The sequence below is a fragment of the Streptomyces sp. NA04227 genome, assembly GCF_013364195.1.
Classification (GTDB): Bacteria; Actinomycetota; Actinomycetes; order Streptomycetales; family Streptomycetaceae; genus Streptomyces.
The window spans coordinates 4,223,025-4,247,108 of sequence record NZ_CP054918.1 but is presented as its reverse complement, the minus strand read 5'-3'; the positions used below and the strand labels follow the sequence as shown (position 1 = coordinate 4,247,108).

The 24,084-nt window shown below is 69.0% G+C and carries 20 protein-coding genes and 4 tRNA genes; 11 read left to right on the top strand and 13 right to left on the bottom strand.

What is annotated here, in order from left to right; all coding sequences use genetic code 11:
- Positions 1–158: 158 nt before the first annotated feature.
- Positions 159–231, top strand: a tRNA-Glu gene (locus HUT18_RS18060).
- A gap of 87 nt (positions 232–318) precedes the next feature.
- Here the strand turns inward: HUT18_RS18060 and HUT18_RS18055 are convergent.
- Complete coding sequence (locus tag HUT18_RS18055) at positions 319–765, bottom strand: hypothetical protein (RefSeq protein WP_176101663.1); 447 nt, start codon at positions 763–765, stop codon at positions 319–321.
- Between the two features lie 519 nt (positions 766–1,284).
- Between HUT18_RS18055 and HUT18_RS18050 the strand changes: the two genes are divergently transcribed.
- Positions 1,285–1,359, top strand: a tRNA-Asp gene (locus HUT18_RS18050).
- Between the two features lie 38 nt (positions 1,360–1,397).
- Positions 1,398–1,471: transfer RNA gene (locus tag HUT18_RS18045), tRNA-Phe, on the top strand.
- A 213-nt stretch (positions 1,472–1,684) separates the two neighbouring features.
- On the opposite strand, the gene HUT18_RS18040 is transcribed toward HUT18_RS18045, so the two are convergent.
- Together HUT18_RS18040 and HUT18_RS18035 are read right to left on the bottom strand one after the other, a co-directional pair.
- On the bottom strand, positions 1,685–2,422 hold the full coding sequence (locus HUT18_RS18040; RefSeq protein WP_176101662.1) for a calcium-binding protein: 738 nt from the start codon (positions 2,420–2,422) through the stop codon (positions 1,685–1,687).
- Between the two features lie 210 nt (positions 2,423–2,632).
- Positions 2,633–3,766, bottom strand: coding sequence for an ABC transporter permease (locus HUT18_RS18035; protein ID WP_176101661.1), 1,134 nt, complete (start codon positions 3,764–3,766; stop codon positions 2,633–2,635).
- 202 nt (positions 3,767–3,968) lie between these two features.
- Between HUT18_RS18035 and hrpA the strand changes: the two genes are divergently transcribed.
- Together hrpA and HUT18_RS18025 are read left to right on the top strand one after the other, a co-directional pair.
- Positions 3,969–8,003 carry an ATP-dependent RNA helicase HrpA gene (hrpA, locus tag HUT18_RS18030; RefSeq protein ID WP_176101660.1) on the top strand — a complete coding sequence of 1,345 codons (4,035 nt, stop codon included), beginning with the start codon at positions 3,969–3,971 and terminating at the stop codon, positions 8,001–8,003.
- 164 nt (positions 8,004–8,167) lie between these two features.
- Positions 8,168–8,242, top strand: a tRNA-Asp gene (locus HUT18_RS18025).
- An 853-nt stretch (positions 8,243–9,095) separates the two neighbouring features.
- Here the strand turns inward: HUT18_RS18025 and bldC are convergent.
- Positions 9,096–9,302 carry a developmental transcriptional regulator BldC gene (bldC, locus tag HUT18_RS18020; RefSeq protein ID WP_003949541.1) on the bottom strand — a complete coding sequence of 69 codons (207 nt, stop codon included), beginning with the start codon at positions 9,300–9,302 and terminating at the stop codon, positions 9,096–9,098.
- A 465-nt stretch (positions 9,303–9,767) separates the two neighbouring features.
- Positions 9,768–10,610, bottom strand: coding sequence for a hypothetical protein (locus HUT18_RS18015; protein WP_176101659.1), 843 nt, complete (start codon positions 10,608–10,610; stop codon positions 9,768–9,770).
- Positions 10,611–10,925: 315 nt separating this feature from the next.
- On the opposite strand from HUT18_RS18015, the gene HUT18_RS18010 reads away from it, so the two are divergent.
- Both HUT18_RS18010 and HUT18_RS18005 read left to right on the top strand, forming a co-directional pair.
- Positions 10,926–12,017, top strand: coding sequence for a Glu/Leu/Phe/Val dehydrogenase (locus HUT18_RS18010; protein WP_176101658.1), 1,092 nt, complete (start codon positions 10,926–10,928; stop codon positions 12,015–12,017).
- Between the two features lie 466 nt (positions 12,018–12,483).
- Positions 12,484–12,741, top strand: coding sequence for a DUF3073 domain-containing protein (locus HUT18_RS18005; protein ID WP_176101657.1), 258 nt, complete (start codon positions 12,484–12,486; stop codon positions 12,739–12,741).
- A 257-nt stretch (positions 12,742–12,998) separates the two neighbouring features.
- Here HUT18_RS18005 and purM read toward each other — a convergent pair whose 3' ends face one another.
- Complete coding sequence (gene purM / locus HUT18_RS18000; RefSeq protein WP_254878665.1) at positions 12,999–14,078, bottom strand: phosphoribosylformylglycinamidine cyclo-ligase; 1,080 nt, start codon at positions 14,076–14,078, stop codon at positions 12,999–13,001.
- Between the two features lie 60 nt (positions 14,079–14,138).
- Positions 14,139–15,668: an amidophosphoribosyltransferase gene (gene purF, locus HUT18_RS17995; protein ID WP_176101655.1), complete on the bottom strand. Its 1,530-nt coding sequence runs from the start codon at positions 15,666–15,668 to the stop codon at positions 14,139–14,141.
- Between the two features lie 187 nt (positions 15,669–15,855).
- On the opposite strand from purF, the gene HUT18_RS34330 reads away from it, so the two are divergent.
- Positions 15,856–15,951 carry a putative leader peptide gene (locus HUT18_RS34330; protein WP_368661535.1) on the top strand — a complete coding sequence of 32 codons (96 nt, stop codon included), beginning with the start codon at positions 15,856–15,858 and terminating at the stop codon, positions 15,949–15,951.
- 313 nt (positions 15,952–16,264) lie between these two features.
- Here HUT18_RS34330 and HUT18_RS17990 read toward each other — a convergent pair whose 3' ends face one another.
- The 3 genes from HUT18_RS17990 to HUT18_RS17980 all read right to left on the bottom strand — a co-directional run bounded on the left by HUT18_RS17990 (position 16,265) and on the right by HUT18_RS17980 (position 18,887).
- The gene (locus tag HUT18_RS17990; protein WP_176101654.1) at positions 16,265–16,666 is read right to left on the bottom strand and encodes a DUF4234 domain-containing protein; all 402 of its coding nucleotides are present in this window, start codon (positions 16,664–16,666) and stop codon (positions 16,265–16,267) included.
- 150 nt (positions 16,667–16,816) lie between these two features.
- Entirely contained in the window at positions 16,817–18,031 is a 1,215-nt protein-coding gene (locus HUT18_RS17985; protein WP_176101653.1) for a cytochrome P450, read from the bottom strand.
- Between the two features lie 64 nt (positions 18,032–18,095).
- The gene (locus tag HUT18_RS17980; RefSeq protein ID WP_176101652.1) at positions 18,096–18,887 is read right to left on the bottom strand and encodes a maleylpyruvate isomerase family mycothiol-dependent enzyme; all 792 of its coding nucleotides are present in this window, start codon (positions 18,885–18,887) and stop codon (positions 18,096–18,098) included.
- Positions 18,888–19,105: 218 nt separating this feature from the next.
- On the opposite strand from HUT18_RS17980, the gene HUT18_RS17975 reads away from it, so the two are divergent.
- The 3 genes from HUT18_RS17975 to HUT18_RS17965 all read left to right on the top strand — a co-directional run bounded on the left by HUT18_RS17975 (position 19,106) and on the right by HUT18_RS17965 (position 20,328).
- Positions 19,106–19,501 (top strand): nuclear transport factor 2 family protein, encoded by a 396-nt coding sequence (locus HUT18_RS17975; RefSeq protein ID WP_176101651.1) that lies wholly within the window; start codon positions 19,106–19,108, stop codon positions 19,499–19,501.
- Positions 19,502–19,681: 180 nt separating this feature from the next.
- The gene (locus HUT18_RS17970; protein WP_176101650.1) at positions 19,682–19,936 is read left to right on the top strand and encodes a type II toxin-antitoxin system Phd/YefM family antitoxin; all 255 of its coding nucleotides are present in this window, start codon (positions 19,682–19,684) and stop codon (positions 19,934–19,936) included.
- Positions 19,921–20,328, top strand: coding sequence for a PIN domain-containing protein (locus tag HUT18_RS17965; RefSeq protein ID WP_176101649.1), 408 nt, complete (start codon positions 19,921–19,923; stop codon positions 20,326–20,328). The genes HUT18_RS17970 and HUT18_RS17965 overlap by 16 nt, the downstream gene beginning before the upstream one ends.
- Before the next feature lie 256 nt (positions 20,329–20,584).
- Here the strand turns inward: HUT18_RS17965 and purL are convergent, their stop codons facing one another.
- From purL to purS, 3 genes are read right to left on the bottom strand one after another with little or no spacing between them, the layout of a single operon-like run.
- Positions 20,585–22,849 (bottom strand): phosphoribosylformylglycinamidine synthase subunit PurL, encoded by a 2,265-nt coding sequence (gene purL, locus HUT18_RS17960; protein WP_176101648.1) that lies wholly within the window; start codon positions 22,847–22,849, stop codon positions 20,585–20,587.
- On the bottom strand, positions 22,846–23,556 hold the full coding sequence (gene purQ / locus HUT18_RS17955; RefSeq protein WP_176101647.1) for a phosphoribosylformylglycinamidine synthase subunit PurQ: 711 nt from the start codon (positions 23,554–23,556) through the stop codon (positions 22,846–22,848). The genes purL and purQ overlap by 4 nt, the downstream gene beginning before the upstream one ends.
- Entirely contained in the window at positions 23,553–23,804 is a 252-nt protein-coding gene (gene purS, locus HUT18_RS17950) for a phosphoribosylformylglycinamidine synthase subunit PurS (RefSeq protein ID WP_176101646.1), read from the bottom strand. The genes purQ and purS overlap by 4 nt, the downstream gene beginning before the upstream one ends.
- Positions 23,805–24,084 lie beyond the last annotated feature (280 nt).

Here is a 24,084-nt window from a genome sequence, read left to right as displayed (position 1 = left end):
CCGTGGCCTGGCCGTGGCCGTGGCCGTCACCCGGTGCCGGCAGTGGTCGGTCGTTGCTGCCAGCTCCGCCCGACAATCGTTTTGGCGATCCCTCCTCGCATCCCATATGCTTCTCACGTCCCCGACGCGCTGCACCGCAGCGCCCAGGTGGGCCGATAGCCCTCATCGTCTAGCGGCCTAGGACGCCGCCCTTTCAAGGCGGTAGCACGGGTTCGAATCCCGTTGGGGGCACATCGTTCTTTTCCCGAAGCCCGTTCGCCTTCCCAGGTGACGGGCTTCGAGCGTTTTCCGCTCCGGCCGACGCCAACCACCGCCCCCTCAGCAGTCGTCGCGGCTGGCGGAGAAGTGGAGGGAACCCCCGAAGCGGTCCTGGGACAGGAACCGCGAGAAGATGAGTGTCCAGCCCGACTTCTTCAGCTCGACGAACTCAAGATCGCTTTCGCCTCGGAGTTTCTGCCGCTTCCCCGCCCGCCAGCCGTGCCGCTCGGCGACCGCGACCACCGCGCCCAGGTCCTCCTTCGCGGGTACCGCCGCGGCCAACGACCGTTCGGCATCGATCCAACACTCCTTCCGAGGCGCCGAGCCCCCGCTGTGCATGGTCGCCACATACGAGGAGTCCACGGGCGAAAGCCCCGCGTCCTCGATCACCTGCCGCACATCTCGCTGTACTTCCTTCTTCGCTCGCGGAGGCTCCTCGTCGCCCCGAACCGCCTTGCCGCACTCCGTGACCCCGATCGCGGCGGCCACCACCGCGACCGCGATCAAGGTCCCTCGTATCCTCGGTTTCACTCCCCCAGCCCCTTCCCCCCCGGCCGCGCCCGCTCCCCGGGCCCGGCGCCCTGTGATCAAGGCACTGCGAGTCTGGCACGGCGACGGACCTCACCCGAGGTTTTCCACAGGCAGTCACGGTCGGGCAGTTATCCACAGCCCGGGGACAACAACTTGCGCTCCCGGAGCCGACCACCCACCCCGCACGCGCCCTCCCCTCCCACCCTCCCCACATGGACGTTTTCGGAGCACCCCCGTGGTTCTGATACGCTCATTCAGCGACGTCACCCGAGCTGACGGAGCACCACCTCACACCGATGAAGGCCTTGCTCAAGGGCTTCTCGGAGCAAGGCGGAGCTTCCGGAAGAAGGGTGGCGGGCTTGTGTGATCTCCCTCCAGGAATCTGCGAATCCCCCACCTTCCGGCTGCCCGGTGAGCGTGCGGAGACGGCGAGAATCCCGTTGGGGACACGCGAGAGGATGTGCGAGACTTATCCCGCGCACCACGCAAAAGCCTGGTCCTGTGGAGCAGTTTGGAGTGCTCGCCACCCTGTCAAGGTGGAGGCCGCGGGTTCAAATCCCGTCAGGACCGCTGTGATCCCTCGGATCACTCCCGCTCTCCGAGCGGATGGCTGGGTAGCTCAGTTGGTACGAGCGTCCGCCTGAAAAGCGGAAGGTCGCCGGTTCGACCCCGGCCCCAGCCACAGCAGCCTGAACAGGCAGAACGCCCCCTCCGAAGATTCTCGGAGGGGGCCTTTTTCATACCGGTACGCCAACGTACGCCCGAACAAGGCACCCGGCACGGCCCCACCGAAGAAAGACCATCCATCGGTGGGGCCGCTTCCGTACCTGGAGCCGCTTTCGTACCTGCGACCGCTTTCGTTACCGATGACTCGACGACGCCGAGCCGTGCGCCCCTACTGGTGGATCTCGTTGGTCCCCGGACCGCCCGAGATGGTGTCGTTGCCGCCACCGCCGTAGATGGTGTCGTTGCCGCTGTTGCCGTACAGCACGTCGTCGCCCGCGCGGCCGATCAGCATGTCGTGGTCGGGGCCGCCGTAAAGGGTGTCGGCGTCGTCCGTGCCCACGAGGGTGTCGTTGCCGTAGCCGCCGTCGGCGCTGTAGTTCGGGGCCGAGAGCAGGTCGGCGCCGTTGCCGCCGAGCTGGGTGCCGCCGGTGAGGGTGTCGTCACCGTCGTCGCCGTAGAGCATGTCGTTGCCGTCGCCGGTGAGGGTGTCGTTGCCGGAGCCGCCGTGGATGACGTTCTCGTTGCCAGCGTGCATGGACAACTCGTCCTTGTAGTCACCGAGGTCGACATGGATGCGGACCCAGTAGTCGCCGAACTCGGTCAGGGTGCACACGACCTTGGTCTGGTCGGTCTTGTCGGGGTGCACGCATCCGGTGCCGGCCGTGATCGGCACGGTGTCGTCGATGGTGAACTCCGTGCCCTTGGCCTCGGTGATCACCACCTCGTTGTACTGCTGCGCCCCGGCCGTGTACGTGACCGAGTGGCCGCCGTCGTCGGCGACCGCCGTGGCCGTGGGTTCGGCCGCGGACGCGGGCAAGGCCGCGAGCCCCACCCCGACGGGCAGGGCGATCAGGGCCGAGGCGGCCAGTAAGCCGAGCGAACGGGACGTACGAGCACTGCGAGACATGGGTCCCCCCTAGGACGGATCTCGTGTTTCGTGAACCTTGCGATGTTCGTGATCTTGGCGATCGTCGCGCTCTTGGTGATCTTGGTGATCTTGCGCTCTTGAAAGTCCTGGCGGCGTACGCGCACACGAACGCTTTCGCGCATCCGTACAGACAACGACCATCCGCCCCGCCCAACGGTTGCCCACCCGAGCCGACCAACCCGGCCCCTCTCACACCGCCGCGTGCTCCCCCCGGGGCAACGTCGACGAGGCGCCGGGATGGCGATGCCGCCAGAACCAGAACACCGAGGTGCCGACGAGGGCCCAGGCGGCGAGGACGAGAAAGGGGGCCGCGTGCTGGTTGTGGGGGAAGTAGACGGCCGTGTGCTGGGCGCTGACCGAGGCGCCGGGCGGGAGCCAACGGCCGATGACGCGCAGTGCGGTCGGCAGCAGGGGCCAGGAGACGGCGCCGCCGGAGGACGGGTTGCCGAGGATGATCAGCAGGCCCCAGGTGGGCAGCATCGCCCAGCGGCCGAAGAGGGTGGTGAACATCGTGGAGACCATGCCGGAGGTGAACATCGTCAGCGCGAGGATCACCCAGGACTCGCCCTCGGGCAGGTCGACGGCCCCGATCCACCAGTCGACGACCCCGACGATCACCAGGGCGCCGAGCATCGAGTACGCCGAGGTGAACACGATGCGTGCCAGCGGGCCCAGGTCCCTGCCGTGCACGGAGAGCTGGATCGAGCCGACGAAGCCGACGATCACCGCGGCCAGGGTGATGTAGAAGATCGCCAGGCCGCGCGGGTCGCCCTCCTGGAGCGGGTTGAGGTCTCTCACCCGCACCTTCACCCCGGCCTCCTCGGCCACCTGCGGCGCCGCCCGGGTGAGTACGTCGGCGACCGAGGCGCCCGAGGCGCTGGACACCGCGAACTCGACGGCCCGCCCGCCCGGCGCGACGTCGACGATCGCGAAGATGTTCTGCTCCTGCACCTCGTGCACGGCCTCGGCCCGGGTGTCGTACCGGTGCGGGCTCAGCGAGGTGTCGAGTTCGCGCTCCAGGTCGGCGATGTAGGACTTGCCGCTCAGTGCCGCGACGTCCCCGGTCACACCGATGGGGATGTGGTGCGGCGTGGGCTTGGCCATGGAGTACGTGTACGAGCCCGCGAAGAGGCCCGCCGCGAGGGCGAGGATGACGACGAGCACGGTCGCGGGCCAGAACGGCGTCCCGCGAAACCACGACCACCGCTCCCGGGGCCGCCGCGTACGAGCGTGCGCGCCGCCCCCGCTCCGGCCCTCGCCCCCGTCCCTGTCCCCGTCCTCGGGGACGTCCCCGCCCGTATCCGCCCCGGATTCCTCAGACATACGGCCACGCTAGGACAAACCCGCCAAACCGGCCCCGCGACGGTCGGCCGCACGACCCACCACACCAGCCCCGCCCCCGGAGGCCCCCAGCCCAGGGCACCCAGCCCCCGGCCCCTCGTGATCCCTCTCCCTCCCGCCTCCCCTGCCTCCCCGGCAAAAGAGTTCGCCACCGATTTCCCCGGGATGAGATCCTGGGGTTCGTATGTCTACGCAGCCCGCCCCCGCCTCCGCCTCGGGCACCGCCCCGCAGGGCGACTTCGCCGCTCTCTCCGACCGCCTCTCCGCTCTGTCGCTGCGCGACGCCAACCGGCTCGGCCGCAGGCTGGAGGGTGCGCGCAGGATCCGTAAGCCCGAGGCGCGGTCCGCCGTGCTCGCGGAGATCGGGGCGGAGGCCGCCGCCGCCGAGGAGCGGCTCGCCCTGCGGGCGGGCCGGGTGCCGGCCGTCTCGTATCCCGAGCAGCTTCCGGTCAGCCAGAAGAAGGACGAGATCCTCGCGGCGATACGCGACCACCAGGTCGTGATCGTCGCGGGTGAGACCGGTTCCGGTAAGACCACGCAGATCCCGAAGATCTGTCTGGAGCTGGGCCGGGGTGTGCGCGGCATGATCGGGCACACGCAGCCGCGCAGGCTGGCGGCCCGTACGGTCGCCGAGCGGGTGGCGCAGGAGCTGGACTCGCCGCTGGGTGAGGCCGTCGGCTGGAAGGTGCGGTTCACCGACCAGGTCGGCGGTTCGACCTTCGTGAAGCTGATGACGGACGGCATCCTGCTCGCCGAGATCCAGACCGACCGGGAGCTGCGCGCCTACGACACGATCATCATCGACGAGGCGCACGAGCGTTCCCTGAACATCGACTTCCTGCTGGGTTATCTGGCGCAGCTGCTGCCGCGCCGCCCGGACCTGAAGGTGGTCATCACCTCGGCGACCATCGATCCGGAGCGTTTCTCGCGGCACTTCGGGGCCGCGCCGATCGTCGAGGTGAGCGGGCGGACGTATCCGGTGGAGGTGCGCTACCGGCCGCTGCTCGAGGAGGACTCCGCCGAGTCGGACCGGGACCAGATCACCGCGATCGTGGACGCGGTGGACGAGCTCTCGCGCGAGCCGCGCGGCGACATCCTGGTCTTCCTGTCCGGTGAGCGCGAGATCCGCGACACCGCGGACGCGCTGGAGAAGAAGTACCGGCACACCCAGGGCATGCCGGGTGCCACCGAGATCCTGCCGCTCTACGCGCGGCTGTCGCACGCCGAGCAGCACCGGGTGTTCCAGGCGCATCAGGGGCGGCGCATCGTGCTGGCCACGAACGTCGCCGAGACCTCGCTGACCGTCCCCGGCATCAAGTACGTGATCGACCCGGGCACCGCCCGTATCTCCCGCTACAGCCACCGCACCAAGGTGCAGCGGCTGCCGATCGAGCCGGTCAGTCAGGCAAGTGCCAATCAGCGCAAGGGGCGTTGCGGCCGTACCTCGGACGGTATCTGCATCCGGCTGTACTCGGAGGACGACTTCCTGGCGCGGCCGGAGTTCACCGACGCCGAGATCCTGCGTACGAACCTGGCCTCCGTCATCCTGCAGATGACCGCGGCCGGGCTCGGCGAGATCGAGAAGTTCCCCTTCATCGACCCGCCCGACCACCGCAACATCCGCGACGGCGTCCAACTCCTTCAGGAACTGGGGGCGTTGAACCCCAGCGAGAAGGACGTACGCAAACGCCTCACCCAAATGGGGCGGAAACTGGCCCAGTTGCCGGTGGACCCGCGCCTTGCGCGAATGGTGCTGGAGGCGGACCGCAACGGCTGTGTCCGTGAAGTCATGGTGATCGCGGCCGCGTTGTCGATCCAGGACCCGCGCGAACGCCCCACCGAGAAGCAGGCGCAGGCCGATCAGCAGCACGCCCGGTTCAAGGACGAGACGAGCGACTTCCTCGCGTACATCAACCTGTGGCGGTATGTGCGCGAGCAGCAGAAGGCGCTGTCGTCATCGGCGTTCCGCCGGATGTGCAAGAGCGAGTTCCTGAACTATCTGCGCATCCGCGAGTGGCAGGACATCTACACCCAACTGCGTACCGTGGCAAAGCAGATGGGCCTGACGATCGCCGAGGACGACTCCGGTGACCAGCAGATCCACATCTCGCTGCTCGCGGGTCTGCTGTCGCACGTCGGTATGAAGGACGTCAAGGAGAGCAAGGACGCGAAGCCCGCTCGCGGCGGCGAGGGCGAGAAGGGCCGTGGCGGGCGGAACGAGTATCTCGGGGCGCGTGGCGCGAAGTTCGCGGTGTTCCCGGGTTCGGCGCTGTTCAAGAAGCCGCCGCGGTTCCTCATGTCGGCGGAGCTGGTGGAGACGTCGCGGCTGTGGGCGCGCGTCAACGCCCGTATCGAACCGGAGTGGATCGAGCCGCTGGCCGGGCATCTGCTCAAGCACACCTACTCCGAGCCGCACTGGGAGAAGGACCAGGCGGCGGTGCTCGCCTACGAGAAGGTGACGCTGTACGGGGTGCCGATCGTCGCGCAGCGCAAGGTCAACTACGGCCGGATCGACCCGGAGGTCAGCCGCGAGCTGTTCATCCGGCACGCCCTGGTCGAGGGTGACTGGCGCACGCACCACAAGTTCTTCGCGGACAACCGCAAACTCCTCACCGAGGTCGAGGAGTTGGAGCACCGGGCGCGGCGCCGCGACATCCTCGTCGACGACGAGACCCTGTTCGACTTCTACGACGAGCGGGTGCCCGAACACGTCGTGTCCGGGGCGCACTTCGACTCCTGGTGGAAGCGGAAGAAGACCGAGGAGCCCGAACTCCTCGACTTCGAGCGCTCGATGCTCATCAACGAGCAGGCGCAGGCGGTCACCAAGGCGGATTATCCGGACAGTTGGCGCCAGGGTGCGCTGAAGTTCCGGGTGACCTACCAGTTCGAACCGGGTGCGGACGCGGACGGCGTCACCGTGCACATTCCGCTGCAGGTCCTCAACCAGGTCACCGACGAGGGCTTCGACTGGCAGATCCCGGGCCTGCGCGAGGAGGTCGTCACCGAGCTGATCCGCTCGCTGCCCAAGCCCATCCGCCGTCACTACGTCCCGGCGCCCAACTACGCCAAGGCCTTCCTGGAGCGTGCCCAGCCCCTCCAGGAGCCGATCACCGTGACGCTGGCGCGCGAGCTGAAGCGGATGGTGGGGGTGCCGGTCACGGGCGACGACTTCGACCTGTCCCGGGTGCCCGAGCATCTGCGGATCACCTTCCGCATCGTCGACGAACGGCGCCGCCAACTCGCCGAGGACAAGGACCTGGAGGCGCTCAAGCTCCAGCTGCGGCCCAAGGCGCGCAAGGCGATCTCCCGGGCGGCCGCCGCGACCGCGGAACGCTCCGGCGAGCAGTCGGTGGAGCGCTCGGGCCTCACCGACTGGACGGTGGGCACGCTCAGCCGCCTCTTCGAGACCAAGCGGGCCGGGCAGCCGGTCAAGGCGTATCCGGCGCTGGTGGACGACGGCGACACCGTCTCCGTACGTCTCTTCGACACCGAGGCCGAGCAGCAGCGGGCGATGTGGCGCGGCACCCGGCGGCTCATCCTGCGCAACATCCCCGTCAACCCGGCCAAGTTCGCCTCGGACAAGCTGAGCAACGCCGCCAAGCTCGCCCTCTCGGCGAACCCCCACGGCGGCATCCCGCAGCTCTTCGCGGACTGTGTCACGGCCGCCGCGGACAAGCTGATCGCGGACTTCGGCGGCCCCGCCTGGGACGAGGAGTCCTACCGCAAGCTGTACGAGAAGGTCCGCGCCGAGATCGTCGACGCGACCGTGCACACGGTCGGCCAGGTGCAGCAGGTGCTCGCCGCCTGGCAGTCCTGCGAGCGGCGCCTGAAGACGGTGACCTCGCCCGCGCTCAAGGACAACGTCGCCGATGTGCGCGCCCAGCTGGACGCCCTGGTGCACCCCGGCTTCGTCACCGAGGCGGGGCTCGGGCGGCTCGGTCACCTGATGCGGTACCTGGTCGCCGCCGACCGCCGTCTCCAGCAGATGCCGTCCAACGCCCAGCGGGACACCACCCGCATGGACAAGGTCCGCGAACTCCAGGACGAGTACGCCTGGCTCCTGGAACAGCTCCCGCAGGGCCGTCCCGCGCCGCAGGAGGTCCAGGAGATCCGCTGGATGCTCCAGGAACTGCGCGTCAGCTACTTCGCGCACGCCCTCGGCACCGCGTATCCGGTCTCCGACAAGCGCATCCTGAAGATCGTCGACAAGTACGCCTGAGGCGGCGCCGGGACGCATCCCCGCGCGACGTCGAGCAGGGCCACGGACACCTGTCGGGGCCCTGCTCGACCGCTGTTCGGGCCCCGTTCCCGCTCAGTTCGACCCACCCCCCTGACCTGGGGTACAGTCTCTTCCGCAGCGAAGGAAGGTTCCGCTGCAAGCCAGGTCCTGTGGAGCAGTTTGGAGTGCTCGCCACCCTGTCAAGGTGGAGGCCGCGGGTTCAAATCCCGTCAGGACCGCAGTAGATGAAGGCCCGTACCCAGTGGGTGCGGGCCTTCGCCGTGCTGCGGGCACGCGCCCGCGCGGAGTCCGGCCGAGCCGGGCCCGCCCGGCCAAGTCCCGCTGTGACCTCCAGGGGCCGTACGGCAGGCCCGTACGTACGCGCAAGCACGCCGCGCCCGCACCCCGTACGTACGCCGCACCCCCACCCGCCCCCAACTCCCGCCGGACCGCCGCCCTCACAGGGCGTGAGCCCCGCCGCCGCCCCGCCCCCGGACACACTCGCCAGAACTGATGCTCTTCGCGAAGCAACCTCCGGGAGCTGTCAAGCATCTTCCAATTCAGGAGAGTTGCGCATAGCGCAGGCCCTGGTGCAGTAACAAGAGCATCACACTGTGACAGGTGTCACGGAATCTCTTACCGCAGGGGCATTACTTAACCCCCTCCTACAACGCATCGATTTAATATGTGCAATTGCACGTGCCGGTGAGGGGCGGTGGCGAGAGCTTCACGCACCGTTCCGGCAGTTGGAGGGATCCCACAGAAGCGCTGGCCGCCCGCTGTGGCGAGCGGAAGAAACGGCGGGCGCGAAGAGAGTGCGAGGGTCCGCGGCGCGCCCAGCGGCTCACGAGGGAGTCCCGGGCGGCCTCGCGCGCGCCACTCACCGGGCACAAAAAAGATCGCGCTGGACCCGGCGGAGTCCAGCGCGATCGACGACGCACCCTTTGATCTTGCAGGGGAACAGGGCCTGTTGGGGCAGGGCCCGCGCCGCATGGAGCTGCAAGTCGGACGCCGACCGGATGGGGGTCCGGTGCGGGCGAAGCCCCGACTGGGGGCTCTACGTCCTGTTTTCTACGGTTCTTGCGGTTTTTCTCAGGCCTCGCTGCGCTGCTGCGGGATACCCGCGAGCAGGGCACGGACCTCCGCCTCGCGGTAGCGGCGGTGGCCGCCGAGCGTGCGGATCGACGTGAGCTTGCCGGCCTTTGCCCAGCGCGTGACCGTCTTCGGGTCGACGCGGAACATCGTGGCAACCTCAGCGGGCGTCAGCAGTGGCTCGGCATCAGGGGTGCGAGCGGTCATGAGCGGCCTCCTCGGAGAACCGAACCTTCGGTTCTTTCCTCTAAATTCTGCACCTTGGCCCGCGTTGCCCGAAATGGGCGACCCGGGTCGAGTCGGTTATAGGACGAACGGCTTGTCCTCGGCACTACAACTACACCATCTGTCCAGCCGCGTCGGCCAAACCGATGGAATTGCCCCGTCAGGTATCCATCAGCGACGGAAGCCGATGGACCATGCCATAGCGGACAGTTACGCCACCGTGACGATCAGTCACAGTGGCGCTCGGTGATCACTCGGACCCCCGATGGCGTGCAATGTCGAGCATTCCACCCACAGTTGAGCGGAAGGAGGCCTCACCGGACTCCTTGTCCTATTTTGGCACGAGGAGGGGTGATGGGCGCAAGAGGGCCGTAAGTGCGGTCCATCACGCTTGAGAGGTTGGCCCGGATCGGGACCTACGTCCCCACAAGGAGATGTGGTGGCCCGTCAGTTCGCCAACTGACGTTCGCGAACCGAACGCCAGCGCTCCACGAGACGACGGTACGCCTCGGCCGCCTGTGCTCCCTCGCCCCTGCGCAAAGCCGTGATGCCTTCTGTCACATCCGCCGCCGAATGGTCGGCGTCGAGTTCCTCCGCCGGGAGTGCGTGTACCAGTCCCCCGTAGTCCAGTTCGACCAGGGACCGCGGATGGAACTCCTCCAGCCAGCGGCCCACCTCCACCAGACCGTCCAGCAGCGGGCCCTCGTCCACGCTGTCCTTGAGCGCCTTGAAGGCGCGCGCGACCCGGCGCCTGGCCTGCACCATCGGCGTGCGATAGCGAAGTCGCGCGGGCTCTTCGCCGTTCTCCTTCGCGTACTCGCGCTCCTCGTCCTCGAAGAGCGCGAACCAGCTCAGCGGCACCTGCCAGGTCGAGGACCTGATCCACGGCCGTGCGTCCGGGTGTTCGGCCAGCCACTGTTCGTAGTCGGCCATCGCCTGCTGACGCACCACCGGCGGCAGCACCGCGTCCAGGACCGGCAGCGGCCACTGCCCGGCCAGTTCGCCGAGCGACTGCCAGCCGCGCAGCCGGGTCCGCCAGGGGCAGACGCACAGCACCCCGTCCACCTCGGCGACGAAGGCGTCCTCGCTCTCGTGCACCGGCACCGCCATCGGCGGCGTCGCCACCAGGGACGCCAGCGAGCGGCGCAGCTCGTCCTGGCAGGAGGGCAGTTCGGTCCGCTTCGCGTACCGCTCCCAGTGCCCGCGTTCCGGCTCGGGGAAGGCGGCGAGTGGCTCGTACACACGCAGATACGTGGCGTACGGCACCGTCACCGAGGACACCTGGGGCACAGCCACTCCTCTTCCAGTTCGGGCCGCCCGCCCGGCCGCCGGTGCCGCACCGGCCCCAGGGGGGGCGACGGGCGGCGGGCGGCGGCGATCGACGGCGGTCGACGGCACGGAAAGCACTGCAAATCGTGCCACGGCACCGCGCGGCCGGAACGTGATCGGCGGGACTGTGCGCACGCATCGCCCCACAGGCTCTAATCTCGTGCTCGTCGGCCCCCAAGGCCGCACCCGAAATGCCGCGGACCGGCGTTCCGCCACAAGCGGCAACCGGGCCGCGGACCATCCGTCCATCGCCGCTATTACCCAGGAGTCACCACAGTGACCGACGTAACCGGCGCCCCTGCCGGGGTACTGCACACCCTGTTCCACTCGGACCAGGCGGGCCACGAGCAGGTCGTGCTCTGCCAGGACCGCGCGAGCGGCCTCAAGGCCGTCATCGCCATCCACAACTCCGCTCTCGGCCCCGCGCTCGGCGGTACGCGCTTCTACGCGTACGCGAGCGAGGAGGAGGCCGTCGCCGACGCGCTGAACCTCTCGCGCGGCATGTCCTACAAGAACGCCATGGCCGGGATCGGCCACGGTGGCGGCAAGGCCGTCATCATCGGCGACCCCGAGCGCATCAAGAGCGAGGAACTCCTGCTGGCCTACGGCCGGTTCGTGGCCTCCCTCGGCGGGCGCTACATCACCGCCTGCGACGTCGGCACGTACGTCGCCGACATGGACGTCGTGGCCCGCGAGTGCCAGTGGACCACCGGCCGCTCGCCCGAGAACGGCGGCGCCGGTGACTCCTCGGTGCTCACCGCCTTCGGCGTCTACCAGGGCATGCGCGCCAGCGCCCAGCACCTGTGGGGCTCCGCGGAACTTCGCGGTCGCAAGGTCGGCATCGCCGGAGTCGGCAAGGTCGGCCACCACCTGGTGGAGCACCTCGTCGAGGAGGGCGCCGAGATCGTGATCACGGACGTCCGCGAGGAGTCGGTGCGCAAGATCACCGAGCGGCACCCCGCCGTCTCGGTCGCCGCCGACACCGACGCCCTGATCCGCACCGAGGGTCTGGACATCTACGCCCCGTGCGCCCTCGGCGGAGCCCTCAACGACACGACGGTGCCGGTACTTACGGCCTCCGTGGTGTGCGGCGCGGCCAACAACCAGCTCGCCCACCCCGGCGTCGAGAAGGACCTCGCCGACCGCGGCATCCTCTACGCGCCCGACTACGTGGTGAACGCCGGTGGCGTCATCCAGGTCGCCGACGAGCTGCACGGCTTCGACTTCGAGCGCTGCAAGACGAAGGCCGCGAAGATCTTCGACACCACGCTGCAAATATTCGCTCGCGCGAAGGACGATGGCATACCGCCGGCCGCGGCGGCGGACCGCATCGCGGAAGGACTGATGGCCCAGGCCCGCCGCGCCTGAGCCGGGCCGCCCCCGCCGACCGGATCCGGACACTCTTTTCGGACCGCGACTTCGGACACCTGCTCCGAACCACCGCTCCGAACATCTGTTCCGGACCGGCCCGGCGGGGGCGGGCGGTCGCCTTCCGCTTGCGTGCGGCGACGCTCTGCGCCAAGCCGCCAGGAAGACGACCGGAAAGCGCTTGACCAGCAGAACCGCAGCCGTCGGCAGCGGTGAGAGACAAGACTCACCCCCGTCGGCGGGTCGGCCGCGAAGAAGAGGTTAATATTGCGGCTGACCAGCGAGGATGGGGCTCCTCGCCGGTTCTGCTGACAGGCGCGTCCTGCGGGCGACGTACCGTATGGCCGCAACAGCAGGTACCGTGGAAGCCCTACGGACCGGACTCTCCACGGAGGGCCCGTTCCAGATCATGAACGCGTGTCAAGACTCTGGGGCCGTCGAGCCCCGTCACCGAGGGGGTCGAGCCATGGGGCGCGGCCGGGCCAAGGCCAAGCAGACAAAGGTCGCCCGCCAGCTGAAGTACAACAGCGGCGGGACTGACCTGTCGCGTCTGGCCAACGAGCTGGGCGCATCGACTTCGAGCCAGCCGCCGAACGGCGAGCCGCTCGAGGACGATGACGAGGGCGAAGACGATCCGTACGCACAGTACGCGTCTCGCTACAACGACGACGAGGACGAGGACTCCGAAGAGTCCGATCCGTCGTCACAGCGCCGCGGCGCTTGACGCGACCGCCTTCGCGGTCCGCCGGGCTCCTGTAGCCCTCGCTCTCGCAACAACCGCACTTCACCCGGTCCGGAGCCTTTGTGCCGGACCGGGTTTCGTGCTGCCGCGCGAGCGGTGAGGGAGCCGGTCCAGCGCACGGAGAGCCGCGGCGCGGACGCGTCACGCACCGGCACGCGTCGGACGACGGCGCATGCGTCAACGGGTCGCCGGACGACGGCCCGCCATGTCGCCGGCGGGCCGTCCTCGGCGCTCGTGCGTCAAGCGGCGTGGTCGCCATGGAGGGCCGCGCCCGTCGAGTGAGCACCGCGGGCCGTGATCTCACCGGCGACCCAGGCCTCCACCTCGCGGTCGGCGAGGGTGGCCAGGGCGACGTCGACCGAGTCCTGCGGGACGATCGCGATCATGCCGACGCCCATGTTGAGCGTCTTCTCCAGTTCGAGGCGCTCCACCTGACCGTGCCGCCCGACCAGGTCGAAGACCGGGGCCGGGGTCCAGGTCGAACGGTCCAGGCGCGCGTACAGCGAATCCGGGATGACCCGGGCCAGGTTCGCGGCCAGGCCGCCACCGGTGACGTGCGAGAAGGCGTGCACCTCGGTGGTCCGCAGCAGCGCCAGACAGTCGAGCGAGTAGATCTTGGTGGGTTCGAGCAGCTCCTCGCCGAGGGTGCGCCCGAACTCCTCGACGTGCTGGTCCAGCCGCAGCCCGGCCCGGTCGAAGAGCACGTGGCGCACCAGCGAGTAGCCGTTGGAGTGCAGACCCGAGGAGGCCATCGCGATCACCGCGTCGCCCTCCCGGATGCGCTCCGCGCCGAGCACCCGGTCCGCCTCGACCACGCCCGTACCGGCACCGGCGACATCGAAGTCGTCGGGCCCGAGCAGGCCCGGGTGCTCCGCGGTCTCGCCGCCGATCAGCGCGCACCCGGCGAGCACACAGCCCTCCGCGATGCCCTTCACGATCGCCGCGACCCGCTCGGGGTGCACCTTGCCGACGCAGATGTAGTCGGTCATGAACAGCGGTTCGGCGCCGCAGACCACGATGTCGTCCATGACCATGGCGACCAGGTCGTGCCCGATGGAGTCGTACACCCCGAGCTGCCGCGCCAGGTCCACCTTGGTGCCGACACCATCGGTGGCGGAGGCGAGCAGCGGACGCTCGTAGCGCTTCAGCGCGGAGGCGTCGAAGAGCCCGGCGAAGCCGCCGATGCCACCGAGGACCTCGGGGCGGCGGGTCTTCCTGACCCACTCCTTCATCAGCTCGACGGCGCGGTCGCCCGCCTCGATGTCGACACCCGCGGCGGCGTAGGAGGCGCCGGTGGGTGCGTCAGCGGAACCTGGCACACCAGACATATGGGGACACGTCTCTTTCGGGAGGCGATCAGAAATGCGGAGGTACGGGAGCTACGGGCGCCGGACGGCCTCGGAGGCGGCCGTCGAGGCCGGACCCGCGGCGAGCTCGGTCTCCAGGAGCTGCTTGCCGAGCAGCTCGGGGTCGGGCAGCTCCATCGGGTACTCGCCGTCGAAGCAGGCCCGGCACAGATTCGGCTTGGCGATGGTGGTCGCCTCGATCATGCCGTCGAGCGAGATGTACGAGAGCGAGTCGGCGCCGAGCGACTTGCCGATCTCCTCCACGGTCATGCCGTTGGCGATCAGCTCGGCCCGGGTCGCGAAGTCGATACCGAAGAAGCAGGGCCACTTCACCGGCGGCGAGGAGATCCGTACGTGCACCTCGGCGGCACCCGCCTCGCGGAGCATCCGCACCAGGGCGCGCTGGGTGTTGCCGCGCACGATCGAGTCGTCCACGACCACCAGACGCTTGCCCGCGATGACTTCCTTCAGCGGGTTCAGCTTGAGCCGGATACCCAGCTGACGGATGGTCTGCGAGGGCTGGATGAAGGTCCGCCCCACGTACGCGTTCTTGACGAGCCCGGCGCCGAAGGGGATACCCGAGGCCTCGGCGTAACCGATGGCGGCCGGGGTGCCGGACTCCGGTGTCGCTATCACCAGGTCCGCCTCGACCGGCGCTTCCTTGGCGAGCTTGCGGCCCATCTCCACGCGGGAGAGGTAGACGTTGCGCCCCGCGATGTCGGTGTCCGGCCGGGCCAGGTAGACGTACTCGAATACGCAGCCCTTGGGCCGAGCCTCGGCGAAGCGCGTACTGCGGAAGCCGTTCTCGTCCACGGCGACGAACTCGCCGGGCTCGATCTCGCGTACGTAGGTCGCACCGCAGATGTCGAGCGCGGCGCTCTCCGAGGCGATCACCCAGCCGCGCTCCAGGCGGCCGAGGACCAGCGGGCGGATGCCCTGCGGGTCGCGGGCGGCGTAGAGGGTGTGCTCGTCCATGAAGACGAACGAGAAGGCGCCCAGCACCTCGGGCAGCACCTTCAGCGCGGCCTCTTCGAGACCGAGCGGCTTGCCGTTCTCGTCCCGCTGACCGGCCAGCAGGGCCGTGACCTGGTCGGTGTCATTGGTCGCGGCCACCTTGGCGCCGCGGCTCTCGTGCCCCTGCGGAAGCTCGGCGACGAGCTCGGCGAGGTGGGCGGTGTTCACCAGGTTGCCGTTGTGCCCGAGGGCGATGGAGCCCTCCGCGGTGGCACGGAAGGTGGGCTGCGCGTTCTCCCAGACCGAGGCACCGGTCGTGGAGTAGCGGGCGTGGCCCACGGCGATGTGTCCCTGGAGGGAACCGAGAGAGGTTTCGTCGAAGACCTGCGAGACCAGGCCCATGTCCTTGAAGACGAGAATCTGGGAGCCGTTGCTCACCGCGATTCCCGCGGACTCCTGACCTCGATGCTGGAGGGCGTAGAGCCCGAAGTACGTGAGCTTTGCGACTTCTTCGCCCGGAGCCCAGACACCGAAGACGCCACAAGCGTCCTGGGGGCCTTTCTCGCCGGGGAGCAAGTCGTGATTGAGTCGACCGTCACCACGTGGCACGCCACCGAGTGTAGGCGAGATCGACCACTGGTCCGAATGGGGCCGGTACCCGCCCCCTGCTCCCCGCCCCGGCCGCCACTCCCCTCCTCCGGCAAGAAACCCCAGGACAGAGCCTGATTGAGACGCCGATGTCCGGTATCCGGATCATCGTTGACGGCCACGAGTGTCATCGGTCACGCTCTCGGCCATGCAGCTGCCCGACGGCCCGTACGCCGTCCTCGCGGAGCGCCGCCACGTCGACCTGGTCCGTGTCGCGAGCGCCATCTGCTGGTGCGCTGGCTGAAAATCAGCGCTCAGCCCGCGCTTGGTCGCTCTGTGTGACGGCCGGCTGGGAGCTCTCCCGGTCCGGCTGAGAGTTCTCCCGTTGCCGAGCGGTTCTCGACGTCCGCCCGTCGGACGTCACGGCTCGGGCAGGCAGCACGCCCACACCGCCGCCACCCCTGGGGAGTCCGTCCCGGCGGCACCGGCCCCGGCCGAACGCCCCTTCCGCGCCGAGACGAGACGGCGCTCCGCGGGGCCGAACATCCGGCGTCCAGGTCAGCCACGAGCCCGTGTTCACCCCGGACTGGACGGCGGCCGGAGTTCCCGCGTGATCGTCAGCTCGTGAGCGGTACGGCTGTTCCCTCGGGTGGGTTGCCGTAGTGGGCCCAGACCTGGTTGATCTCGTGCTGGTAGTACAGCGAGTGCAGACCGGCGACGAACATCAGGATGAATCCGATCCACGCGTTGCAACTGCCGGGCAGTCCGGCGGCCCTCTGCATCGCCGCGATCCGTTGGCCGGTGCGGTAGGTCGAAACGAACGGGGGCACGATGATGATCCAGCCGATGAGCTGGGCCAACATCGCGTGTACGGGGCTGACCTCGATGCGTTCGTCGAAGTCACGGGCCTCGCGGTTGATCTTGAAGTACCAGACGAAGAAGTAGATACCGAGCGTGATCAGTGGCCAGATCAGCCATACGAGGAAGATATTGCGCGGCTTTCCACTGCGTGCGCTCATCGTGCCTCCCTCATGGGCGACCGCCGAACGCGGGCGTCTCTACCAGGTTGCGCTCCGCGCCGTCGGTACGCACGTCAGGGCGCCTTCGACCGGCCACTTGGTGAGGCCGTACGGGCCGAACTCTCCTGTGCACAACCGCCGTTGAAGTCCTCAGCCCCGCACCTTCAGCGCCCCCAGCGCGTGTGTCCGGAACGTCGTACGCCACGCGAGCTCCTCGGCCGGCACCGCAAGGGCCAGGTTCGGGAAGCGCCGCAGCAGCGTGCTCAGTGCGACGTCGATCTCCATCCGGGCCAGCGGGGCGCCGAGGCAGTAGTGCAGGCCCTGGCCGAGGGCGAGGTGGCCCTTGTCCGCCCGGTGGATGTCGAAGGTGTCCGGGGCGGTGTAGCGGGCCGGGTCGCGGTGGGCGGAGGCGAGGCTGAGCATGACGGTGTCGCCGCGCGGGATCGTCGTACCGCCGAGTTCGATCGGCTCCGTGGCGAAGCGGCGGATGGCCGTCTGGTTGGCGTTGACGTGCCGCAGGAGTTCCTCGACGGTCTCGGGCATCAGGCTGAAGTCCGCTCGCAGTTCCGCCAGTTGGGCGGGGTGGCGGAGCAGGGTCAGCAGGCCGCCGCTGATCAGGTGCTGGGCGTTCTCGCTCCCGGCGAGCAGGATCAGGAAGGCGAGGGAGACGAGTTCGTTCTCGCTGAGGCGGTCGCCCTCGTCGCGGGCCGCGATCAGCTCGGAGAGCAGGTCGTCGCCGGGGGTGCGGCGGCGCTCGGCGACGAGGTCCACAAAGTAGCCGTGGATCTGCCGCACCGCCTCGGGGATCTGACGCGGGTCCTCCGGCAGGAGCATGGTGGCCACCCAGCCGGAGAAGGCGGGCCGGTCGGCGTCCGGTACGGCGAACAGGTCCCCGATCACCGCGAGCGGCAGCGGTTGCGAGAACCCGGCGACCACATCGGCACTGCCCTCGGCCGCGATACGCGCGGCGAGCGCGTCCGCCAGCCGATCGGCCTCGGCCTGTACCGGCCCGCGCAGCTTCTCGACATGCCGTGGCGTGAAGCCCTGTGCGACCAGCCGCCGCAGCCGCAGATGGTCCGCGCCGTCCATGTTGAGCAGATTGGCGTCCAGCGCCGGAGGCAGGCTGAACCCCTTGTAACCGCCCCCGGAATGGGCCTTGTCCAAGGACAGCCGGGGGTCGGCGAGCCCGGCCCGTACATCCGCCTCGCGCAGTACGAGCCAGGCGGGCGAACCGTCCGGCAGCGCGATCCGGTGCACGGGCCCGTCCGCACGCAGCCGTCCGTATCCCGCGAAGGGGTCCGCCAGAAAGTCGTGGTCGAAGGGGCAACCGGGAACGGCCCGGAGCGAGTCCTGCTGGGTGGTCACGCGAAGTCCTCGGGTGGGGAGGGGAGTTGGCGTAGCGAGGGGTGGGCTGCGCCGGGCGGACGGATCAGCCCATCAGCGGCAGCAGCTCGGACAGATCGGCGCGTTCTCCGCTCGCGCTGACCTGGGCGGCGTCCAGTGCCGTGGCCCAGTCCGTACGGCCGGTGGCCAGCCGTATGAAGGTGAGCGGGCTCATCTCGACGACGTTCGGCGGCGTACCGCGCGTGTGACGCGGCCCCTCGACGCACTGGACCACGGCGAACGGCGGGACGCGCACCTCCACCGCTCCACCGGGCGCCTTCACGGCGAGGGCGTCGGCGAGCAGCCGCGTGGACGCGGCGAGCACCTCGCGCTCGATGGGGATGGCGAGGCCCGTCGAACGGTTCAAGTCGTCCGTGTGCACGGCGAGTTCGAGCGTACGGGTGACCAGGAAGTCCCCCAGCGTGATCGAGCCGAACCGGGCGTCGATCACCCGCTCGTCCGGCGCCTTGGCGAGATCCTTGGCGACCCGGTCGGCGACCGCCTTTCCGAAGGTGACCAGGTCGGCCTCGGCCAAGGCCAGCGCCCTGCTGCCCTCGGCGACCACCTCGGCGAAGGGGGCGGTGAGGAACGGGAAGTCGAGCGCGGTGTGTTCGGCCTTCGCGGGCGCGGGTCGTTGCACACCGCGACTGACGGACTGCACCCCTATGGCGATGTGCGCGACAAGATCCCGCACGGCCCAGCCGCCGAGCGCACTGTCCGCCGCGAGCCGCTCCGCGTCGAGCCCCGCCACGGCCTCGCGCACCTGCGCGTACTGGGCGAGCACAGCGGCCCTGATCTTCGCGGAGTCGTAGCTGCGGGTGCGCTTCCTGGGCGGCATGCCGGCCAGTCTATTCGCGGCAGTTCACACCCGTGCCGCCAATTCCGGCCGACCCACCCTCCCCTCGCCCCGCGGCTCGTCCCGCCTTCCGCCCCTCTCCTCCCGCCCCTCCCTTCTCCTCCCGCATGGACCTGAGTCCCTCGAAGGGAGACCATGAGTGAGGGGAACAAAGGGAAGAAGCAGGACGGAACACTCACACAGGGAAGGGGTGCGTCACCATGGGTGAGCACCCGGACAGCACAGTCATCCGCAAGGGCTACGACGCCTTCAACAAGGGCGACATGGACGCTCTCGCGGGCCTGATGACCGCCGACGTCGTCCACCACGTCCCCGGCCACGGCGAGCTCTCGGGCCACCACAAGGGCCGCGACGCCTGCATCGGCCTGTACCGGCGGATGGGCGACGAGACGGCCGGCAAGATGCGCGCCGACCTCGAAGCCGTCTGCGCCGACGGCCGCGGCCACGTGATCTCCATGCACCGCATGCACGCCGAACGCGCGGGCAAGAAGATCGACCTCCAGGAAGGCCTGTTCTTCACCCTGGTCGACGGCATGATCAGCGACATCGACGAGTGCAGCGCGGACATCGAGAAGTCGGACGATTTCTGGAGCTGAGGCGACGGGCGGATCCAGCGACCCGGCGGGTTCCGGTAGCCACACCGCTCGGTGGTGCACGAGCGCTACGGCTGGAGAGAACGTGACGCCCGAACCTGGGATGGCGTACGGGGTTCCGGATCGATGATCACGATGGGTGGCACCTAGTCACGCATCGCAGGAATCAGATACTCTGATTTCATGAGACTGATGACCGCCACAGAGGCATCGCGGAATTTCGCCGCTCTGCTCGACGCGGCGGAGCATGGTGAGTCGGTCGTGATCACTCGTGCGGGTCGGCGTCTGGCCATCATCGGCCCTGCGCCAACGGGGAACGGCGCCGCCTTGAACGACATACTGGCCGCCCATGCCCCCGACCCTGACTTCGCCGACGACGTTCGTGCGGCGCGCACGCTGGTCACCGACGAGCCGAGCGCGTCGTGGCCCGACGACTGATTCTCGACACGGGCGTCCTTATCGGCCTGGAGCGATCCGGCAAGCGGATCGTCTTCGCCGACAGCGACGACGTCACCATTGCCGCGGTCACCGCGGCCGAGCTGCTTCTCGGTGTTGAACTTGCCGCACCAGAACGGCGGCAGAAGCGCCAGGACTTCGTCACCGCCATTCTCGCTGTCGTCCCCATTGAGGACTACACGCTCGAAGTCGCCCGTACTCACGCCCAGTTGCTGGCTGAGGTTCGTCGGCTGGGTCGCCCGAGGGGCGCGCATGACCTGATCATCGCGGCCACTGCCGCCGCCACAGCGAGAGCCGTGGTCACCCTCGACGACCGGGCGAACTTCGGTGAACTACCCGGCGTGCAGACTGCCGACCTCGGACTGCAGGAATAGCCGGGACGTCGTCGCGTCGTCCTCGGCTCGGTCGGCGATGCCATGACAGGGCCGCGCCACATAGCCCGCGGAGGCTCGATGCCCATCAGCGGAGGCTCGACGCCATCAAAGGTAGATGAGTTCTTACGTAGATCGATTCTTACTTCGACGCACCCGACATCTCATCACTGGCCCCGGCATCCCCACCTCAAACACACCACCGCCCCACCCGGAACTCCGGGCAGGGCGGCGGCAGTTACTCCGAACGAGGCCGAACTCAGGCCATGAGCCCCGGAATCGTCGACTCGTGCGCCGTACGCAGCTCGCTCAGCGCAACGCTGAACTGGCCCTGCACATCCAGCACCGCGCCCTCGGACTCGACGCCGTCCACGACACCGATACGCGTGACCGGCAGCCCCCGGGCCCCGCACATGTCGTTGAAGCGGACCTCCTCCGAGCGCGGGACGGCGACCAGGGCGCGGCCCGCGGATTCCGAGAGGAGGAAGGTGAAGGCGTCCAGACCGTCGGGGACGGTCAGGCGGGCGCCCTTTTCACCGAGCAGGGACGACTCGACCACGGCCTGGATCAGGCCGCCGTCGGAGAGGTCGTGGGCGGAGTCGATCATGCCGTCGCGGGAGGCCGAGACGAGGATCTCGCCGAGCAGCTTCTCGCGGTCCAGGTCGACCTGCGGGGGCAGACCGCCCAGGTGGTCGTGGATCACCTGGGACCAGGCCGAGCCGCCGAACTCCTCGCGGGTGTCGCCGAGCAGGTAGAGGAGCTGGCCCTCTTCCCGGAAGCCGACGGGGGTGCGGCGGGCGACGTCGTCGATGACGCCGAGGACGGCCACGACCGGGGTCGGGTGGATGGCCGCCTCGCCGGTCTGGTTGTACAGCGAGACGTTGCCGCCGGTGACCGGGGTGCCGAGCTGGAGACAGCCGTCGGCCAGACCGCGTACCGCCTCCGCGAACTGCCACATGACCGCCGGGTCCTCGGGGGAGCCGAAGTTGAGGCAGTCGGAGACGGCGAGCGGGGTCGCACCGGTGGTGGCGACGTTGCGGTACGCCTCGGCGAGCGCCAACTGGGCGCCGTGGTACGGGTCCAGCTTGGCGTAGCGGCCGTTGCCGTCGGTGGCGAGGGCGACGCCGAGGCCGGTCTCCTCGTCGATCCGGATCATGCCGGAGTCCTCGGGCTGGGCGAGCACCGTGTTGCCCTGCACGAAGTGGTCGTACTGGCTGGTGACCCATGCCTTGGAGGCCTGGTTCGGGGAGCCGACGAGCTTGAGGACCTGGTCCTTCAGCTCGGCGCCGGTGCCCGGCCGGGGCAGCTTGTTCGCGTCGTCGGCCTGGAGGGCGTCCTGCCAGTCGGGGCGCGCGTACGGGCGCTCGTAGACCGGGCCGTCGTGGGCGACGGTGCGCGGGTCGACGTCGACGATCTTCTCGCCGTGCCAGAAGATCTCCAGGCGGTCGCCGTCGGTGACCTCACCGATGACGGTGGCGATGACGTCCCACTTCTCGCAGATGGCGAGGAAGCGCTCGACCTTCTCCGGCTCGACCACCGCGCACATGCGCTCCTGCGACTCGCTCATGAGGATTTCCTCGGGCGAGAGCGTGGAGTCGCGCAGCGGTACGTCGTCCAGGACGACGGTCATGCCGCCGGAGCCGTTGGAGGCCAGCTCGCTGGTGGCGCAGGACAGACCGGCCGCGCCGAGGTCCTGGATGCCGACGACGAGCTTCTCGGCGAAGGCCTCCAGGGTGCACTCGATGAGCAGCTTCTCCTGGAAGGGGTCGCCGACCTGGACCGCGGGGCGCTTGGAGGGCTTGGCGTCGTCGAAGGTCTCGGAGGCCAGGATGGAGGCGCCGCCGATGCCGTCGCCGCCGGTGCGGGCCCCGTACAGGATGACCTTGTTGCCCGCGCCGGACGCCTTGGCGAGGTGGATGTCCTCGTGCTTCATGACGCCGATGGCGCCCGCGTTGACCAGCGGGTTGCCCTGGTAGCAGGCGTCGAAGACGACCTCGCCGCCGATGTTGGGCAGGCCCAGGCAGTTGCCGTAGCCGCCGATTCCGGCGACCACGCCGGGCAGCACGCGGTGGGTGTCGGGGTGGTCGGCGGCGCCCATCCGCAGCGGGTCGACCACGGCGACCGGGCGCGCGCCCATCGCGATGATGTCGCGCACGATGCCGCCGACGCCGGTCGCGGCGCCCTGGTACGGCTCGACGTACGAGGGGTGGTTGTGGCTCTCGACCTTGAAGGTGACCGCGTAGCCCTGGCCGACGTCGACCACACCGGCGTTCTCGCCGATGCCGACGAGCATCGCCTCGGACCGCGGGGCCTTCTCGCCGAACTGGCGCAGGTGCACCTTGGAGGACTTGTACGAGCAGTGCTCGGACCACATCACGGAGTACATGGCGAGCTCGGCGCCGGTCGGGCGGCGGCCGAGGATCTCCAGGATGCGCTCGTACTCGTCCTTCTTCAGGCCGAGTTCGGCCCAGGGCAGGTCGACGTCCGGGGTACGGGTCGCGTTCTCGACCGTGTCGAGGCTCATGAGGTGACCAGCTTCTTGAGGATCGAGGTGAAGAACGGCAGGCCGTCGGTGCGTCCGCTGCCCACCAGCGGGTCGACGGCGTGCTCGGGGTGGGGCATGAGGCCGACGACGTTTCCGGCCTCGTTGGTGATGCCCGCGATGTCGCGCAGCGAGCCGTTGGGGTTGTGGCCCACGCCGGGCGTGCTGCCCGTCGAACCGGCCACGTACCGGAAGGCGACCCGGCCCTCCGCCTCCAGCATGTCCAGCGTGTGCTCGTCGGCGACGTAGCGGCCGTCCATGTTCTTCAGCGGGATGTGGATCTCCTGGCCCGCCTCGTAATCGGCCGTCCAGGCGGTGTCCGCGTTCTCGACGCGGAGCTTCTGGTCGCGGCAGATGAAGTGCAGGTGATTGTTTCCGAGCATCGCGCCGGGAAGCAGATGCGCCTCGGTGAGGACCTGGAATCCGTTGCAGATGCCGAGCACCGGAAGTCCGGCGCGGGCCTCGGTGATGATCGTTTCCATCACCGGGGAGAAACGGGAGATGGCGCCGGCGCGCAGGTAGTCGCCGTAGGAGAAACCACCGGGCAGGACCACGGCGTCGACCTGCTTCAGGTCTTTGTCCTTGTGCCACAGGGCGACGGGCTCGGCGCCCGCGAGACGGATGGCGCGCTGGGTGTCGCGATCGTCGAGACTGCCGGGGAAGGTGACGACTCCAATACGTGAAGTCACTTTTCCTCCTCGACCTTCACGGTGAAGTTTTCGATCACGGTGTTGGCGAGGAAGGTTTCGGCGAGCTCGTGGATTCGGGCGAGCGCGGCGTCGTCAACCGGCCCGTCCACTTCGAGTTCGAAGCGCTTTCCCTGACGTACGTCGGAGATGCCCTGGAAGCCGAGGCGCGGCAGCGCACGCTGAACGGCCTGGCCCTGGGGGTCGAGGATCTCCGGCTTGAGCATGACGTCGACTACGACGCGTGCCACTGGCACTCCCGGTGTGTGGTGCTGAGCAGGTTCCCGCAGCTTCCTGCAAGGTCCCTTCAGATTCCTGCAAGGTCCCTTCAGACTACCTGGAACTATCCGCCGAAAATTCTACGCGAGTAGATTCGTAGCTTCCCACGAGACGTCCATCACGTCCATGCGCCTAACGCGGGGGCAGCCGGGTCGAAACCCCCCAACAAGCACCCGACAAACACCCGAGAAACCCCAGGGAAATGGTCCGGCGCAGATTGTGTGCAGACACGCAGAGATATTTCTGAGGGCT

Bases quoted from the DNA above. Each gene is read 5' to 3' on its own strand.
- HUT18_RS17990 (WP_176101654.1), bottom strand. From the start codon at position 16,666: ATGAGCGCACGCAGTGGAAAGCCGCGCAATATCTTCCTCGTATGGCTG.
- HUT18_RS18035 (WP_176101661.1), bottom strand. From the start codon at position 3,766: ATGTCTGAGGAATCCGGGGCGGATACGGGCGGGGACGTCCCCGAGGAC.
- HUT18_RS18005 (WP_176101657.1), top strand. From the start codon at position 12,484: ATGGGGCGCGGCCGGGCCAAGGCCAAGCAGACAAAGGTCGCCCGCCAG.
- HUT18_RS17970 (WP_176101650.1), top strand. From the start codon at position 19,682: ATGAGACTGATGACCGCCACAGAGGCATCGCGGAATTTCGCCGCTCTG.
- HUT18_RS17980 (WP_176101652.1), bottom strand. From the start codon at position 18,887: ATGCCGCCCAGGAAGCGCACCCGCAGCTACGACTCCGCGAAGATCAGG.
- HUT18_RS34330 (WP_368661535.1), top strand. From the start codon at position 15,856: ATGCAGCTGCCCGACGGCCCGTACGCCGTCCTCGCGGAGCGCCGCCAC.
- purL (WP_176101648.1), bottom strand. From the start codon at position 22,849: ATGAGCCTCGACACGGTCGAGAACGCGACCCGTACCCCGGACGTCGAC.
- bldC (WP_003949541.1), bottom strand. From the start codon at position 9,302: ATGACCGCTCGCACCCCTGATGCCGAGCCACTGCTGACGCCCGCTGAG.
- HUT18_RS18040 (WP_176101662.1), bottom strand. From the start codon at position 2,422: ATGTCTCGCAGTGCTCGTACGTCCCGTTCGCTCGGCTTACTGGCCGCC.
- HUT18_RS17975 (WP_176101651.1), top strand. From the start codon at position 19,106: ATGGGTGAGCACCCGGACAGCACAGTCATCCGCAAGGGCTACGACGCC.
- hrpA (WP_176101660.1), top strand. From the start codon at position 3,969: ATGTCTACGCAGCCCGCCCCCGCCTCCGCCTCGGGCACCGCCCCGCAG.